This window comes from Pseudomonas fluorescens, from assembly GCF_001648775.1.
Taxonomy (GTDB): domain Bacteria; phylum Pseudomonadota; class Gammaproteobacteria; order Pseudomonadales; family Pseudomonadaceae; genus Aquipseudomonas; species Aquipseudomonas fluorescens_M.
Window position 1 is genome coordinate 1 of record NZ_LVEJ01000028.1, and the last position, 13,865, is coordinate 13,865.

The window sequence follows — 13,865 nt, forward strand, 5'->3', positions numbered from 1 at the left end:
CTTCGATGAACTGAAGCAACCTGCTGTCGAAACCTGCATAACTCATTGAATCTCAAGGAGTTTTCCGTTTCGACTGCGCCGGAAGTGGGGCGAATTATAGACACCTGAAATCTGCCGTCAACCGTTAATTTGAGTTTTCTATCGAAAGAAGTAAAAAGCTACCTATATATAGACGCCACCACGGGGAATGCGCAATATATTGCCCAACACTCAGAACAATACCGACTCTTACACTGGACGATGCCGCGCAATGAATGACCAACCTCGCTCTCTTGCCTCAATGCTGTTCCCGGTTGGTCTGCTATTAATAGCCATGGCATCGATCCAGTCTGGCGCGTCGCTGGCCAAAAGCATGTTTCCGGTGGTCGGTGCTCAGGGGACAACCACCCTGCGATTGATCTTCGCCAGCGTGATCATGCTGCTACTGCTGCGCCCATGGCGAGCAAAGCTGACCGCCAAGTCTTTACGCACAGTGATTGTCTACGGTATGGCCTTGGGCGGTATGAACTTCCTCTTCTATATGTCCCTGCGCACAGTGCCATTGGGAATTGCCGTAGCCCTTGAGTTCACCGGCCCACTGGCGGTCGCTATCTATGCATCGCGCCGAGCCATCGACTTTCTATGGATTGGTCTCGCCGCCATCGGGCTAATGTTGCTCATACCTACAGGCGCGACCACCAGCGGGATTGATTTGCTCGGTGCAGGCTACGCGCTGGGCGCCGGTGTCTGCTGGGCGCTATATATCCTGTTCGGTCAGAAGGCCGGCGCTGACAACGGTGTCACGACCGCAGCATTGGGCGTGATGATCGCCGCACTGTTCGTTGCGCCAATCGGCATCGTGCACGCCGGCGCAGCACTACTGACGCCTTCACTGATTCCTGTCGCCATCGGCGTCGCGATTCTGTCCACCGCCCTGCCCTATACCCTTGAAATGGTCGCCCTGACCCGAATACCTGCGCGCACTTTCGGCACTTTGATGAGTATTGAACCTGCGTTCGGAGCCTTGTCAGGCCTGCTGTTCCTGCAGGAATACCTCTCACTGTCACAATGGATGGCCATTCTGTGCATTATTCTGGCTTCCGTCGGCGCCACCATGACCATGGGCAGCGCTGCCAAGCCTGTGATTGCAGCAGATTGAAACAGGATTTGACGAAGGTCTGGCAATTGGCGCTCATTTAGGCCATGTTTAGGCCCGTAACTTAATGCCAGCTATGGATTTTTTCGGACAGGGATTTCACAACGCTTAGAGCGCAAGCGAATACATGCAGACCCGAGCGCCAGACTCGCGGCTGTTATAAGGACAGTAATGAAACGAATTTTGATACTGATCGCCGTACTCGCAATTGCGGGCTGTGCGGCGACTTCGAAGACCCAGGTAAAGCACGGTAAAAAGGGGCTGCACATCAACTGCTCGGGGCTCTCGTCCTCCTGGGACAAGTGCTACACCAGCGCAGCCAACGCCTGCGCACCGAAAGGCTATAAAGTCATCGCCAAGTCGGGCGATAGCGTAGAGGAGCCAGGTGACTATCCGTTCGGTCTCAACCCTGCCGGCTACACCAGCCGCAGCATGATCGTCATCTGCAAATAGATCAGCGCTGGCCGTTGAGCTGGCGATCGATCTCATCATGGCTGGACTTCAGCACTTTGCGCTGAATGTCCGGCGTGGCCAACATACGCGCCACCACCAATGCCCCGACGCATTGCGACAAAATCGACCACGCCAGACTGTCGCTCTGCAGAATCTGCGCCCAGCTTTCCTGAAGCCGACAAATCCACAACTCGGCCTGCTCACGCACCTCTACCTCGGAACGGGCAATTTCCGCACCCAACGCTGGCAAAGCACAGCCCGCCTCAGGCTGCTCGACATGGGACATGCTCAAGTAATGTTTGAGGCAGCGCTGCAGTCGCTCTCGATCTTCCACGCCCTGCCCACCCAGTCGCTCCAGACTTTGGCACAACTCGCGCTCGACGATTGCCGTAAACAGCGCATCCTTCGAAGAAAAGTGGCTATAGAACGCCGCACCACTCAAGCCGATCGCCTTCATCAAACCATCGACGCCCACCGTGGAAAACCCGGAGCGCTTTGCCGACAGCGCACTGCTCTGCAATAGCTTTTCCCGGGTTTCCAGCTTGTGACTGGCTGAGTAACGCATGTGTCTGACCTCGAATTTGCTCGCCTTGACGTTGCCCGAATCCTAGCATAACGTTCGTTCACTTAACGATCGTTAACCAAAGGGAATCACCCATGAATAACAAGAAGGTCGTATTGGTGGTCGGGGCTGGCGACGCAACGGGCGGGGCCATTGCCAAGCGTTTTGCCAAAGAAGGATTCATTGCCTGTGTCACCCGCCGCAGCGCCGACAAACTTCAGCCACTGGTAGACGCAATCACCGCAGAGGGCGGCGAAGCTCACGGTTTTGCCTGCGATGCGCGCAAGGAAGAAGACGTCATCGCATTGATCGAAGACATCGAGACCCGCCTCGGCCCTATCGAGGCGTTTGTCTTTAACATCGGCGCCAATGTGCCCTGCAGCATTCTCGAAGAGACCGCACGCAAGTATTTCAAGATCTGGGAAATGGCCTGTTTCTCAGGCTTTCTCAATGCCCGCGAAGTGGCCAAGCGCATGGTGACCCGTCAACGCGGCACGATCCTGTTTACCGGCGCCACTGCCGGGCTGCGCGGTGCTGCCGGATTCGCCGCCTTTGCCGGCGCCAAGCACGGCATCCGCGCATTGGCACAAAGCATGGCGCGAGAATTGGGACCGATGAATATCCACGTTGCCCATGTGGTCGTCGATGGCGCAATCGATACCGACTTCATTCGTAACAGCTTCCCGGAAAAATACGCCACCAAAGACCAGGACGGCATACTCAACCCCGAACACATTGCTGAAAACTACTGGTACTTGCACTGTCAGCCACGGGACGCCTGGACGTTCGAACTGGATCTGCGCCCCTGGAACGAACGCTGGTAAGCCCCTCCATAACAATAAATAGAGAGAAGCGATAATGCGTAAAACCGTGGAGTTTTATTTCGACCTCGGCAGCCCTGCCACTTATCTGGCCTACACCCAGTTGCCCAAGCTGTGCGCCGAAACCGACAGTGAACTGATCTACATTCCAATGCTGTTGGGCGGTGTGTTCAAAGCCACCGGCAACGCATCGCCGGCGATGATCCCGGCCAAGGGCCGCTACATGTTTGAGGACCTGGATCGCTACGCCAAACGTTATGGCGTGCCGTTGAAATTCAATCCGCACTTTCCGATCAATACCCTGATGCTGATGCGTGCGGTGACCGGCATTCAATTGCGCCAGCCCGAGCGTTTTCCGGCGTTTATCGATTGTTTGTTTAAAGGTCTTTGGGTGGATGGCCGGCCGCTTGATGAACCGGCAACCGTCGCAGCATTGTTGAGCGAGCACGGCTTCGATCCCGCAGAAGTCTTGGCGCTGACCAACGACGAAACGGTTAAAACCGCATTGAAAGACAATACCGAGACGGCGATTAAACGTGGAGTTTTCGGTGCGCCGAGCATGTTTATCGGCAAGCAGATGTTCTTCGGCCAGGATCGTCTCGACTTTGTCGAAGAAGCTTTGCGCCAGGCCTGAATCAAGCGAAGAACTCAGGCGCCAAAATAAGCGCCTGAGTTCAAGTCGGTCAGATTGCCACAGTACGGGCGTTCAACCATTGCAGCGCTGCACCGTCGAGCAACGGACTCAAACGCTCACGCACTTCTGCGTGGTAGGCGTTGAACCACTGCTTCTCTTCCTGCGTCAGCAGTTCAGGCAGCAGGCAACGCGTGTCGATCGGGCACAGCGTCAAGGTTTCAAACTTGAGGAATTCGCCGAACTCGCTACTCCCCGCCTCGCGGTTCATCGCCAGGTTTTCGATGCGCACGCCCCAACGGCCCGGACGATAAGTACCCGGCTCGATGGATGTGATCATCCCCGCTTGCATGGCCGTTTGCGGCGCGGGTGCGGCCTGATAGGCAATGACTTGCGGCCCCTCGTGAACATTGAGGAAATACCCGACGCCGTGACCGGTGCCGTGACCGTAATCGACGCTTTCAGCCCAGATCGGCGCTCGCGCGATGGCATCGAGCAGCGGCGACAGAATGCCTTTCGGGAACTGCGCGCGCGACAAGGCAATCACGCCTTTCAACACGCGCGTGCAATCGCGCTTTTGCTCTTCAGTTGGCGTACCGACCGGCACCATGCGGGTGATATCGGTGGTGCCCCCCAGGTATTGCCCACCCGAGTCGATCAGCAACAGACCGTCGCCCTCGATCACCGCGTGTTCTTCTTCGGTGGCATGGTAGTGCGGCATCGCGCCATTGGCGTTAAACGCGGCAATCGTGTTGAAGCTCAGCGAAACGTAATCCGGACGACGCTCACGGGCAGCGGTGAGTTTTTCGTCGATGGTCAACTCGGTAATGCGCTCGCGGCCCCAGGCGGATTCCAGCCAAGCGAAGAATTCGCACAGCGCTGCCCCATCCTGCTCCATGGCTTTGCGGATGTGTTGCGCGTCGGCTTCACTTTTCTGCGATTTGGCCAGGGTCGTTGGATTCAGACCTTCAACCAGCGTCACGCCGTTGTCGAGGTTATCCAGCAAACCGCTGGTAACGCGCGCCGGATCGACCAGCAAACTCGCACCACTCGGCACCGCTCGCAGGGCATCGGCAACTTCGCTGTAATCACGCAGCGTCACGCCATCCTTCTCCAGCACAGCACGCAGGTCAGCATCGACCTTGCTCAACGCGACGAATAGCGTGGCCTGTTGTTGATTGATCAACGCAAACGAAACAAACACCGGGTTGAACGATACATCACCGCCACGCAGGTTAAACAACCAGGCGATGTCGTCGAGGGTCGCGATGAAGTGCCAATCGGCACCGCGTTCCTGCAAGGTTGCGCGCAGCTTGGCGAGTTTTTCGCCACGGCTGACGGTCGCTTGCGGCGGCAGATGTTGATAGATCGCTGCGTTCGGCAGGCTTGGGCGATCATTCCAGACTTCATTCAACAGATCGATGTCGGTACGCAAGCGAGCGCCGCGCGCTTCAAGCTTGCTGCTCAAGGTGCGTGCCGACGCCACGGCCATCACCGCACCGTCCACCGCAACCACGCCATCTTCCGGCGTCTGCTCGGCCAACCAGTCCAGCGGGCTCGGTTGACCCGGCTGCAACTTGACCAGTTCGATGCCGCTGCCGTTGAGTTCCTTGCTCGCCTGTTCCCAGTACCGACTGTCGGCCCAGACGCCGGCGAAATCAGCGGTGACAATCAACGTGCCGACCGAGCCATGGAAACCCGAGAGCCACTGGCGGCCCTGCCAGTAACCCGGCAAATACTCCGACAAATGCGGGTCGGCGGACGGCACCAACAACGCATGGATGCCCTCGCGGCGCATCAGTTCACGGGTGTGCGCCAGGCGCTGGGGCACCGATCCTTCGGTCGAGGTCTGGGTACTCATCATGTCTCCTGCTAATCACTTCATCGTTATTGTTCGTAGCCGTTAGGTCGGCGGTTTAAAGCCCTGTCGCCCAGAATGCCGGAGCACTGGCGCAGGCGGTTTTGATCAGTTCGCAAGCCTTGTCGATATCCTCGGCGGTGGTGAAGCGGCCGAGGCTCAAGCGAATGGTGCGCCCGGCCAGTTGCGCGTCATGCCCCAGCGCCAGCAGCACGTGGGATGGCGCGTTGCTCGCGGAGTTACAGGCCGAGGTGGCGGAAAATGCGATCGAATGGCTCAGTGCCGCGCTGTTGAATTCGCCCTCGCTGAAGGTCAGGCTCAAGGTGTGCGGGATGCGCTGGCTGGCGCTGCCGTTGAGGCGCACACCCGGCAAGCTCAACAGTTGTTCGAGGAGGCGCTCACGCAAGGCGACGATGGTTTTTTTCTCAACGTCAAATGCCACGGCTGCCAAGGCAAACGCCGCGCCCATGCCGGCAATCTGATGGGTTGCCAAGGTCCCGGAGCGCAAACCACCTTCGTGACCGCCGCCGTGAATCTGCGCCTGCAAACGCTGTTGCGCCCGCGGGCCGACATACAGCGCGCCGATACCTTTGGGGCCATAGAGTTTGTGCGCCGAAAAGGACATCAGATCGACCGGCCACTGCGCCAGATCGATCGCCACTTTGCCAGCGCCTTGTGCGGCATCGACATGAAACAGCGCTTCGCGGCTGCGCACCACTTCGCCAATTGCTTGAATATCGTTGACCGTGCCGAGTTCGTTGTTGACCAGCATCAGTGACACCAGAAAGGTGTCCTCGCGCATCGCTTCACTGACCGCTTGCGCGGTGATCAGGCCCTCTGCGTCCGGCACCAGATATGTCACGGCAATGCCGGCGTCCTGCAATTGGCGGGCGGTATCGAGGATGGCCTTGTGTTCAATCTGGCTGGTGATGATATGGCCGCCGGACACGCCGCGCGCCTGGGCCACACCTTTCAGGGCAAGGTTGTTGGATTCGGTGGCACCGGAGGTCCAGACAATCTGCTGAGCCTGCGCGCCGACCAGTTCGGCGACTTGTTGCCGGGCCTGCTCGACCGTGTGCCGGGCCTGCTGGCCAAACGCGTGGGAGCTGGAGGCCGGGTTGCCGAAGTTACCGTGAAACCCCAGACACTCGATCATCACCTGGATGACCCGCTCGTCCACCGGGGTGGTGGCGGCGTAATCGAAATACAACGGACGTGTGTTCATAAAAAGACTCGCAGAGCGTGTTCCGGGATCAGGAGGCTCGTGTCTGCAAACGGCACAGCGCAGCCTTGTGAGCGGCGCGTCGGTTCGAGAGCGTCATCAATACCTGATCGGATGCCGTTAAAGAAGAACAACTTCATTCAAAGTGCGTAGGAACGCTCCTGAAGTCGAGCTTAACAGGCATCGGGCCGGCGATTGAAGCAATGCGTCAGCTAAAGCTTTCGAGAAGTAACGGGTACAGCGAAATCACCAACAGCGCCGCCATGCCCCAGTTGAACACGCGCAGCCAGCGTGGCTCCTTCAAGACATTGCGCAGCAAGGTGCCGCACGCGGCCCAGACGCCGACACTCGGCAGGTTGATGATGGCGAACACTGCGGCAATGATCACCACATTGGTGAAATAACCCTGCATCGGCGTGTAAGTGCTGATGGCGCCAATGGCCATGATCCACGCCTTGGGATTGACCCACTGAAACGCGGCGGCGCCCAGGTAGCTGATCGGTTTCGCCTCGCCATCGACGCTGTCGCCGACCGGCCCCGAGTGGGCAATCTTCCACGCCAGATACAGCAGATACGCCGCGCCGACATAGCGCAGCACCGTATAAAGAATCGGATAGGTCTGAAACACCGCGCCCAGGCCAAAGCCCACAGCCACCACCAGAACGAAGAAACCGCAGGTGATACCGAGCATGTGCGCAATGGTGCGTTTAAAGCCGAAGTTAACGCCCGATGCCAGCAACATGGTGTTGTTCGGCCCCGGCGTAATCGAGGTGACAAGGGCAAACAGGGCAAAGCCCAACAGCAGATCAAGCGAGAGGGTCATGGCGGAAGTCCGGCAGGGTCATTCAGGTGTTGACCCTATCCCACCCCGCGCAGCAAACCCACGGACAGTTAGGTAAAACTTCCAGCAGTACAGTTTGTTTTCAGCTCGGACGACCGTGCAGCTGTACGGCACGCTCAGCGCTCATTTCAGCTTTCTTGTCGAATGGCGTCTGGCCAAGCAATTGGGCTTTTTTCGCGTGGTATTCGTCGAAGGACAAGCCACTTCGGTTCAGTGCCTCCATCGCCAGTTCGCGGGATTCTTCTGCGCTGTAGGGGCGCAGTTCCGGGGAAACATGGCTGGCACAACCGGCGAGTACGGAGACAGCGAGCAGCAGGGAAACAGTCAGTAAACGATTCATGGGGGCGTCCTGGCGAGCAGTGGGAGTCGATGGAGAAAGGCTACGCCCGTGGGCGTTCGCGCAAAAATCAACGCTCTCAATAGTGGCTATCAGGAAATCGACACTGCCGGGGCATATCTCCTAAAGATCTATAAATATCGAATAACGTTCTTTTACGGAATAACAAACAGCCTTTATAACTGCCTCCATGTGCTGAGCACTGTTGCTACAGCAACTGTTGCTCTGCCAACACTGATTCAACAAAGCGCCCGGTTACTCACAGAGGTGACCGCCACGCTAACGCTCAAGGCCTTGTAAACCGGGGCTTCCAGGAGTTGGTACAGCGCTTGCTCTGACCCGGTGACTTACTCACTGCTCGCTGAGCAACTGTTGAAAAAGGAACTGAACATGTCGCGTCCCCTGAAAGTCGTCGCCCTCTCCGGCGGCACCTGGCGTCCGTCCCGCACCTTGGTGCTGACCCAGGCGTTGCTCGCCGAACTGGCCGGGCACTTGCCGATCGACAGCCACCTGATCGAACTCGGCGACATCGCCCGTCCGCTCGGCGGCGCTCTTTCGCGCCAGGAACTGAGCGCTGAAGTCGAAGCCGAACTGCAAGCCATCGAACAGGCCGACCTGCTGATCGTTGCCGCGCCGGTCTACCGCGGTTCCTACCCGGGCCTGCTCAAGCATTTGTTCGACCTGATCGACCTCAATGCGCTGATCGACACCCCGGTATTGCTAGCCGCCACTGGAGGCAGCGAGCGTCACGCGCTGGTACTCGATCACCAGTTGCGGCCGCTGTTGAGTTTCTTCCAGGCCGTCACGCTGCCGATTGGTGTGTACGCCACCGAAGCCGATTTCGCCGATTACCAGATCACCAGCGAGCCGTTGAAAGCGCGCATCCGCCTCGCCGCCGAACGCGCCGCGCCGCTGTTCGCCACACAAATCAAACCCTTGCTGAAGATCGCTTAAGGAGCCGTTCATGGAAGTTTTCTGGTTCCTGCCGACCCACGGCGACGGCCACTATCTGGGCACCACCCAAGGGGCGCGCCCGGTCACCCTCAACTATTTGAAACAAGTCGCGCAGGCGGCTGACAGCCTCGGTTACCACGGTGTACTGATTCCTACCGGGCGCTCTTGCGAAGACTCGTGGGTAATCGCTTCGGCACTGGTGCCGCTGACCGAACGCTTGCGTTATCTGGTGGCGATCCGACCGGGGATCATCTCGCCGACAGTCTCGGCGCGGATGGCCGCGACGCTTGATCGGCTGTCCAACGGGCGCTTGTTGATCAACGTCGTGACCGGTGGCGATCCGGATGAAAACCGTGGCGACGGCAGTTTCCTCAGTCACGCCGAGCGCTATGAAGTCACCGATGAATTCCTCAAGATCTGGCGCCGGGTGTTGCAAGGCGAAGCGGTGGATTTCGACGGCAAACATCTCAAGGTGCAGAACGCCAAAGCGCTGTATCCGCCGGTACAAAAACCCTACCCGCCGTTGTACTTCGGTGGTTCTTCCGATGCAGCGCATGATCTGGCTGCCGAGCAGGTCGATGTGTACCTGACCTGGGGCGAACCGCCCGCCGCCGTCGCGGAAAAACTCGCCGACGTGCGCGAACGCGCCGCACGGCATGGGCGCACAGTGAAGTTCGGCATTCGCCTGCATGTGATCGTCCGCGAGACCGCCGAAGAGGCGTGGAAAGCCGCGGACAAACTGATCGAACACATCAGCGACGAAACCATCGAGGCGGCGCAGAAATCCTTCTCGCGATTCGACTCCGAAGGTCAGCGACGGATGGCGGCCTTGCACGATGGTCGCCGCGACAATCTCGAGATCGCCCCGAACCTGTGGGCCGGCGTCGGTCTGGTACGCGGCGGCGCCGGTACCGCATTGGTCGGCGATCCGCAGCAAGTGGCGGCGCGGATCAAGGAATACGCCGATCTGGGCATCGAGAGTTTCATTTTCTCCGGTTATCCGCATCTGGAAGAGGCATACCGCTTTGCCGAGTTGGTGTTCCCGTTGTTGCCCGAGCCGTATGCGAGCCTGGCCGGGCGTGGCGTGACCAACCTGACCGGGCCGTTTGGCGAAATGATCGCCAACGACGTGTTGCCCACCAAAGCCACTGCCTGACCACTCAATTTCCTGTGGCCTCGCCACAAAAGCCAGTCCCGGGATTGGAGTGGATTCTTTGAGGAACACCGTGTGACCGCCAAACCGCAAAGTACCTTGTTGTCTCCGTTGCAGACCGCCCGCCAACTGGCCGCCGAGTTTGCCCTGACCGCCGTCGAGCGTGACGAACGCGGCGGCACGCCAAAGGCTGAACGCGATGCCCTGCGTGACAGCGGCCTGCTGGCCCTGAGCATTCCCAGCCGCTACGGCGGCCTCGGCGCGAGCTGGAGCGAAACCCTGCAAGTGGTCCGCGAGTTCGCCAAGGTCGACAGCTCGATCGCCCACGTGTTCGGCTTTCATCATTTGATGCTCGCCACCGTGCGCCTGTTTTCACGACCGGAACAATGGCAGCCGTGGTTCGAGCAGACCGCGCGGCAGAACTGGTTCTGGGGCAACGCGCTGAACCCGCTCGACACCCGCACCGTGGTCAAGGATTTCGGCGGCTGGCGCGAGTTTTCCGGGAAGAAAAGCTTCTGCTCCGGCGCCAGCGATTCACAGATGTTGATCGCTTCGGCCGTCGATGAGAGCGCCGGCGGCAAACTGTTGATCGCGGCGATTCCCAGCGGCCGCAGCGGCATTACCCTGCACAACGACTGGAACAACATCGGCCAGCGCCAGACTGACAGCGGCAGCGCCACGTTCGAACGGGTGCGCGTCGAAGAATCGGAATTGCTCCTCGATCCAGGCCCGTTGAGCACACCGTTTGCCTGCTTGCGGCCGTTGATCGCACAACTGACCTTCACGCACATGTTCCTCGGGATTGCCGAAGGCGCGTTTGAAGAAGCGCGGCAATACACCCTCAATGAAACCCGCCCATGGCACAAATCCGCAGCGCGCGATGTGCGTGAAGATCCCTACGTGCTCGCGCATTTCGGCGAGTTCTGGGTGGCGCTGGAAGGCATTCGTTTGCTGGTCGAACGCGCGGCGGCGTTGCTCGATGAGGCTTGGGCCAAAGGCGCGAACCTCAGCGCCGAAGAACGTGGTCACGTCGCCACGGCGATTGCCACGGCCAAGGTCGCGGCCAGTCGTCAGGGCCTGGATATCTGCAGCCGTTTGTTCGAAGTGACCGGCGCCCGTTCGACTCATGCCTCGCTGCGCCTCGACCGCCACTGGCGCAACCTGCGCACGCAAACCCTGCACGATCCGCTGGATTACAAACTTCACGAGTTGGGCGACTGGGCGCTGAATCAGGCGCTGCCGGTGCCGACGTTCTATTCCTGACCGGCCTGTTTTTGAACTGAAGAGAAGGACGCGCCCATGCAACTGCTGACCTTACCGCCCTCCCCCGCGCTCGCCACGTCGATCCGCGCCACCGCGCAAGTGTTCGAAGACCCGAAGTCCCAGGCGTTGCTCGCGCATTTGCAACAGGTCGCGCCGAGTGAGGCCAGCGTGCTGATCATCGGTGAAACCGGCACCGGCAAGGAGCTGGTGGCGCGGCATATTCATAACCTGAGCAATCGCCGCCATCGGCCGTTTATCGCGGTCAACTGCGGGGCGTTTTCCGAATCGCTGGTCGAGGCCGAATTGTTCGGCCATGAAAAAGGCGCATTCACCGGCGCGTTGAGCGCCAAGGCCGGGTGGTTTGAGGAAGCGGACGGCGGCACGTTGTTTCTCGATGAAATCGGTGATTTGCCGATGGCGATTCAGGTGAAGTTGTTACGCGTACTGCAAGAGCGCGAAGTGGTGCGCTTGGGCTCGCGCAAAAGCATTCCGATTGATGTGCGGGTGTTGGCGGCGACCAACGTGCAACTGGAGAAAGCCATCAATGCCGGCAACTTCCGCGAAGACCTGTATTACCGGCTCAACGTGGTCAATCTGGAACTCAGCCCGTTGCGCGAGCGTCCCGGCGACATCCTGCCGCTGACCCGGCATTTCATCGAGGCCTATAGCCAGCGCCTGGGTTACGGTCGCGTCAATATCAGCCCGGGCGCCGAGCACAAGCTGCGCGCTTACAGTTGGCCGGGCAACATTCGCGAACTGGAAAACGTCATCCATCACACCCTGTTGATCTGCCGCAACGGCGTGATCGAGCGTGATGATTTGCGCCTGTCGAACTTGCGCATCGAGCGCCAGGATGATCACCACAGCGGCGTCGACGATTCACCGGAAGCGCTGCTCGAACAAGCCTTTCAAAAACTGTTCGCGCAACAGGCCGGCGCCTTACACGAGAAAGTCGAAGACGCCTTGCTGCGTGCCGCTTATCGTTTCTGCCATTACAACCAGGTGCACACCGCTGCTCTGCTCGGTTTGAGCCGTAACGTGACCCGCACCCGCCTGATCAAGATCGGTGAACTGGCGGTCAACAAGCGGCGACTGTCGGAAAACCTGCAAGGCGAGCGCTTGATTCAGTTGTCGATCTAGCCGACCAGGTTGCAGTGCAGCGCATCGTCGTGACTGCGGGCGATGCTGCTCAGCACCTGAAATGAATTGAAGGTGATGGTTTTCGCCTGATGGGTGTGAATCAGTTGCCAGAAATCCTGCTCGCCGCTCTCGAAACTGCGAAACGCCGCTTCCCCCGCCTCGCGAGTCTGCCATTGCAGAAAACTCAACACCCGCCGGCCATCGTCGCTGGCCTGCACACTGGCGCTGACAAAGCCGTCGTAGCGCTGCGCCAGTCGCTCGGTTTGCATCGACAAGGCGCTGACCAACGCCGGTTGTTGGCGCGGTTCGATTTCAAATTCGATCAACTGGGTAAAACTGCGGTTGTTCATGGAAAGCCCCCACTCATCGTAAGACGAGCCTTGCGACTCGAAGGCCTGCAGGGTAAAACCTCTAGTTAAGTCAAGGTCAAGGGCATTTTTGCAATGATCACCAAGGAAACCGTGCACAAGCAGCTCACCGTCGGAGAAGTCGCGGCGCGCAGTGGCGTGGCGGTCACCGCCCTGCACTTTTATGAGTCGAAAGGTTTGATCAAGAGCCAGCGCAATGCTGGCAATCAGCGCCGTTATCCACGCGCGGTGCTACGCCGGGTGGCGTTGATCAAGGTTGCGCAACGGTTGGGGATTCCACTGGCGGAAATTGGCGAGGCGTTGCAGATTCTTCCGGATGATCGCGCACCGACGGCGGCGGACTGGCAGGTGTTGTCCGAGCAATGGCGGCGCGAGCTAGATGCACGGATCGAGCAATTGACCCTGCTGCGTGATCGGCTCGATGGCTGCATCGGTTGTGGCTGTCTGTCGATGGAAGCCTGTCCGCTGCGCAATCAGGGCGATGTGCTCGGTGAACAGGGGCCGGGGCCGCACTTCCCTAAAGATTAGTCGAGCTCAAAGCGCTTCTGTGCAGTCCCGAATGATGGGTGCTGCTCGTCGGGCAGAAATCTGCGCGACGTGGACGGTTCTATAGTGATTCTTCACCTCGCAAAACAACAATCAGGGAGAACGTCATGAGCGTCAAACCCATTCCCGAGGGGTATCACAGCATTACCCCGTATCTCGGCATCCACAAAGCCGCCGAGGCCATCGACTTCTATAAAAAAGCCTTCGGCGCCACCGAAGTCATGCGCCTGGCCATGCCCGACGGCGGCATCGGCCACGCCGAACTGCGCATTGGCGACAGCGCGATCATGCTCGGTTCGCCGTGCGATCAGGGGCCGTTGAGCAGTCCCGATAAAGCCGTGTCGGTCGGTTTGCATCTGTATGTGACCGATGTCGACAAGTCGTTTCAGCGGGCACTGGATGCCGGGGCGACGGCGGTGTCCGAGGTCAAGGATCAGTTTTACGGTGATCGCAGCGGGACGTTGAAGGATCCGTATGGGCACCTGTGGTTTCTGGCCACGCGCAAGGAAGATTTGACTGAAGAGCAGATCAAGCAGCGGGCGATGGAGATGTTTCAGCAGGGTTGAGTATTTCGGTGTCTG

At 59.1% G+C, this 13,865-nt stretch carries 16 protein-coding genes; 10 read left to right on the forward strand and 6 right to left on the reverse strand.

Going from position 1 to position 13,865, the window contains the following annotated elements:
• Nucleotides 1–250: 250 nt before the first annotated feature.
• Nucleotides 251–1,138: a threonine/homoserine exporter RhtA gene (rhtA, locus tag A8O26_RS23840; protein ID WP_064120168.1), complete on the forward strand. Its 888-nt coding sequence runs from the start codon at nucleotides 251–253 to the stop codon at nucleotides 1,136–1,138.
• A 168-nt stretch (nucleotides 1,139–1,306) separates the two neighbouring features.
• On the forward strand, nucleotides 1,307–1,588 hold the full coding sequence (locus A8O26_RS23845; RefSeq protein WP_064120169.1) for a hypothetical protein: 282 nt from the start codon (nucleotides 1,307–1,309) through the stop codon (nucleotides 1,586–1,588).
• A gap of 1 nt (nucleotide 1,589) precedes the next feature.
• On the opposite strand, the gene A8O26_RS23850 is transcribed toward A8O26_RS23845, so the two are convergent.
• A complete protein-coding gene (locus A8O26_RS23850) occupies nucleotides 1,590–2,153 on the reverse strand; it encodes a TetR/AcrR family transcriptional regulator (protein ID WP_064120170.1) in 564 nt (187 codons plus the stop codon).
• A gap of 92 nt (nucleotides 2,154–2,245) precedes the next feature.
• Here A8O26_RS23850 and A8O26_RS23855 point away from each other — a divergent pair, with 92 nt between their 5' ends.
• The gene (locus tag A8O26_RS23855; RefSeq protein ID WP_064120171.1) at nucleotides 2,246–2,974 is read left to right on the forward strand and encodes an SDR family oxidoreductase; all 729 of its coding nucleotides are present in this window, start codon (nucleotides 2,246–2,248) and stop codon (nucleotides 2,972–2,974) included.
• Nucleotides 2,975–3,008: 34 nt separating this feature from the next.
• Nucleotides 3,009–3,605: a 2-hydroxychromene-2-carboxylate isomerase gene (locus A8O26_RS23860; protein WP_064120172.1), complete on the forward strand. Its 597-nt coding sequence runs from the start codon at nucleotides 3,009–3,011 to the stop codon at nucleotides 3,603–3,605.
• Nucleotides 3,606–3,654: 49 nt separating this feature from the next.
• On the opposite strand, the gene A8O26_RS23865 is transcribed toward A8O26_RS23860, so the two are convergent.
• The 4 genes from A8O26_RS23865 to A8O26_RS23880 all read right to left on the reverse strand — a co-directional run bounded on the left by A8O26_RS23865 (nucleotide 3,655) and on the right by A8O26_RS23880 (nucleotide 7,863).
• Nucleotides 3,655–5,463 carry an aminopeptidase P family protein gene (locus A8O26_RS23865; RefSeq protein WP_064120173.1) on the reverse strand — a complete coding sequence of 603 codons (1,809 nt, stop codon included), beginning with the start codon at nucleotides 5,461–5,463 and terminating at the stop codon, nucleotides 3,655–3,657.
• A 55-nt stretch (nucleotides 5,464–5,518) separates the two neighbouring features.
• On the reverse strand, nucleotides 5,519–6,685 hold the full coding sequence (locus tag A8O26_RS23870; RefSeq protein WP_064120174.1) for an aminotransferase class V-fold PLP-dependent enzyme: 1,167 nt from the start codon (nucleotides 6,683–6,685) through the stop codon (nucleotides 5,519–5,521).
• A gap of 205 nt (nucleotides 6,686–6,890) precedes the next feature.
• Nucleotides 6,891–7,505, reverse strand: a complete 615-nt coding sequence (locus A8O26_RS23875; protein ID WP_064120175.1) for a LysE family translocator — start codon at nucleotides 7,503–7,505, stop codon at nucleotides 6,891–6,893.
• 100 nt (nucleotides 7,506–7,605) lie between these two features.
• Nucleotides 7,606–7,863, reverse strand: coding sequence for a hypothetical protein (locus A8O26_RS23880; protein ID WP_064120176.1), 258 nt, complete (start codon nucleotides 7,861–7,863; stop codon nucleotides 7,606–7,608).
• 387 nt (nucleotides 7,864–8,250) lie between these two features.
• Between A8O26_RS23880 and msuE the strand changes: the two genes are divergently transcribed.
• The 4 genes from msuE (at nucleotide 8,251) to A8O26_RS23905 (ending at nucleotide 12,370) form a co-directional block, all read left to right on the forward strand.
• A complete protein-coding gene (msuE, locus tag A8O26_RS23890; protein ID WP_064120401.1) occupies nucleotides 8,251–8,814 on the forward strand; it encodes an FMN reductase in 564 nt (187 codons plus the stop codon).
• A 10-nt stretch (nucleotides 8,815–8,824) separates the two neighbouring features.
• Nucleotides 8,825–9,970: an FMNH2-dependent alkanesulfonate monooxygenase gene (gene ssuD, locus A8O26_RS23895; RefSeq protein ID WP_064120178.1), complete on the forward strand. Its 1,146-nt coding sequence runs from the start codon at nucleotides 8,825–8,827 to the stop codon at nucleotides 9,968–9,970.
• Between the two features lie 72 nt (nucleotides 9,971–10,042).
• Complete coding sequence (locus A8O26_RS23900; protein WP_064120179.1) at nucleotides 10,043–11,230, forward strand: acyl-CoA dehydrogenase family protein; 1,188 nt, start codon at nucleotides 10,043–10,045, stop codon at nucleotides 11,228–11,230.
• A gap of 36 nt (nucleotides 11,231–11,266) precedes the next feature.
• The gene (locus A8O26_RS23905) at nucleotides 11,267–12,370 is read left to right on the forward strand and encodes a sigma-54 interaction domain-containing protein (RefSeq protein ID WP_064120180.1); all 1,104 of its coding nucleotides are present in this window, start codon (nucleotides 11,267–11,269) and stop codon (nucleotides 12,368–12,370) included.
• Here A8O26_RS23905 and A8O26_RS23910 read toward each other — a convergent pair.
• Nucleotides 12,367–12,720 (reverse strand): antibiotic biosynthesis monooxygenase, encoded by a 354-nt coding sequence (locus A8O26_RS23910; RefSeq protein ID WP_064120181.1) that lies wholly within the window; start codon nucleotides 12,718–12,720, stop codon nucleotides 12,367–12,369. The two genes, A8O26_RS23905 and A8O26_RS23910, sit on opposite strands and share 4 nt — an antisense overlap.
• Before the next feature lie 93 nt (nucleotides 12,721–12,813).
• On the opposite strand from A8O26_RS23910, the gene soxR reads away from it, so the two are divergent.
• Together soxR and A8O26_RS23920 are read left to right on the forward strand one after the other, a co-directional pair.
• A complete protein-coding gene (gene soxR, locus A8O26_RS23915; protein ID WP_064120182.1) occupies nucleotides 12,814–13,266 on the forward strand; it encodes a redox-sensitive transcriptional activator SoxR in 453 nt (150 codons plus the stop codon).
• Nucleotides 13,267–13,391: 125 nt separating this feature from the next.
• Nucleotides 13,392–13,850: a VOC family protein gene (locus A8O26_RS23920; RefSeq protein WP_064120183.1), complete on the forward strand. Its 459-nt coding sequence runs from the start codon at nucleotides 13,392–13,394 to the stop codon at nucleotides 13,848–13,850.
• Nucleotides 13,851–13,865 lie beyond the last annotated feature (15 nt).

What these genes read in the sequence shown, in the direction of transcription:
- A8O26_RS23860 (WP_064120172.1), top strand. Translation starts at nt 3,009, where the DNA reads ATGCGTAAAACCGTGGAGTTTTATTTCGACCTCGGCAGCCCTGCCACT.
- A8O26_RS23845 (WP_064120169.1), top strand. Translation starts at nt 1,307, where the DNA reads ATGAAACGAATTTTGATACTGATCGCCGTACTCGCAATTGCGGGCTGT.
- msuE (WP_064120401.1), top strand. Translation starts at nt 8,251, where the DNA reads ATGTCGCGTCCCCTGAAAGTCGTCGCCCTCTCCGGCGGCACCTGGCGT.
- A8O26_RS23850 (WP_064120170.1), bottom strand. Translation starts at nt 2,153, where the DNA reads ATGCGTTACTCAGCCAGTCACAAGCTGGAAACCCGGGAAAAGCTATTG.
- A8O26_RS23910 (WP_064120181.1), bottom strand. Translation starts at nt 12,720, where the DNA reads ATGAACAACCGCAGTTTTACCCAGTTGATCGAATTTGAAATCGAACCG.
- A8O26_RS23855 (WP_064120171.1), top strand. Translation starts at nt 2,246, where the DNA reads ATGAATAACAAGAAGGTCGTATTGGTGGTCGGGGCTGGCGACGCAACG.
- rhtA (WP_064120168.1), top strand. Translation starts at nt 251, where the DNA reads ATGAATGACCAACCTCGCTCTCTTGCCTCAATGCTGTTCCCGGTTGGT.
- A8O26_RS23920 (WP_064120183.1), top strand. Translation starts at nt 13,392, where the DNA reads ATGAGCGTCAAACCCATTCCCGAGGGGTATCACAGCATTACCCCGTAT.
- A8O26_RS23865 (WP_064120173.1), bottom strand. Translation starts at nt 5,463, where the DNA reads ATGAGTACCCAGACCTCGACCGAAGGATCGGTGCCCCAGCGCCTGGCG.
- A8O26_RS23905 (WP_064120180.1), top strand. Translation starts at nt 11,267, where the DNA reads ATGCAACTGCTGACCTTACCGCCCTCCCCCGCGCTCGCCACGTCGATC.
- soxR (WP_064120182.1), top strand. Translation starts at nt 12,814, where the DNA reads ATGATCACCAAGGAAACCGTGCACAAGCAGCTCACCGTCGGAGAAGTC.
- ssuD (WP_064120178.1), top strand. Translation starts at nt 8,825, where the DNA reads ATGGAAGTTTTCTGGTTCCTGCCGACCCACGGCGACGGCCACTATCTG.
- A8O26_RS23875 (WP_064120175.1), bottom strand. Translation starts at nt 7,505, where the DNA reads ATGACCCTCTCGCTTGATCTGCTGTTGGGCTTTGCCCTGTTTGCCCTT.
- A8O26_RS23880 (WP_064120176.1), bottom strand. Translation starts at nt 7,863, where the DNA reads ATGAATCGTTTACTGACTGTTTCCCTGCTGCTCGCTGTCTCCGTACTC.
- A8O26_RS23870 (WP_064120174.1), bottom strand. Translation starts at nt 6,685, where the DNA reads ATGAACACACGTCCGTTGTATTTCGATTACGCCGCCACCACCCCGGTG.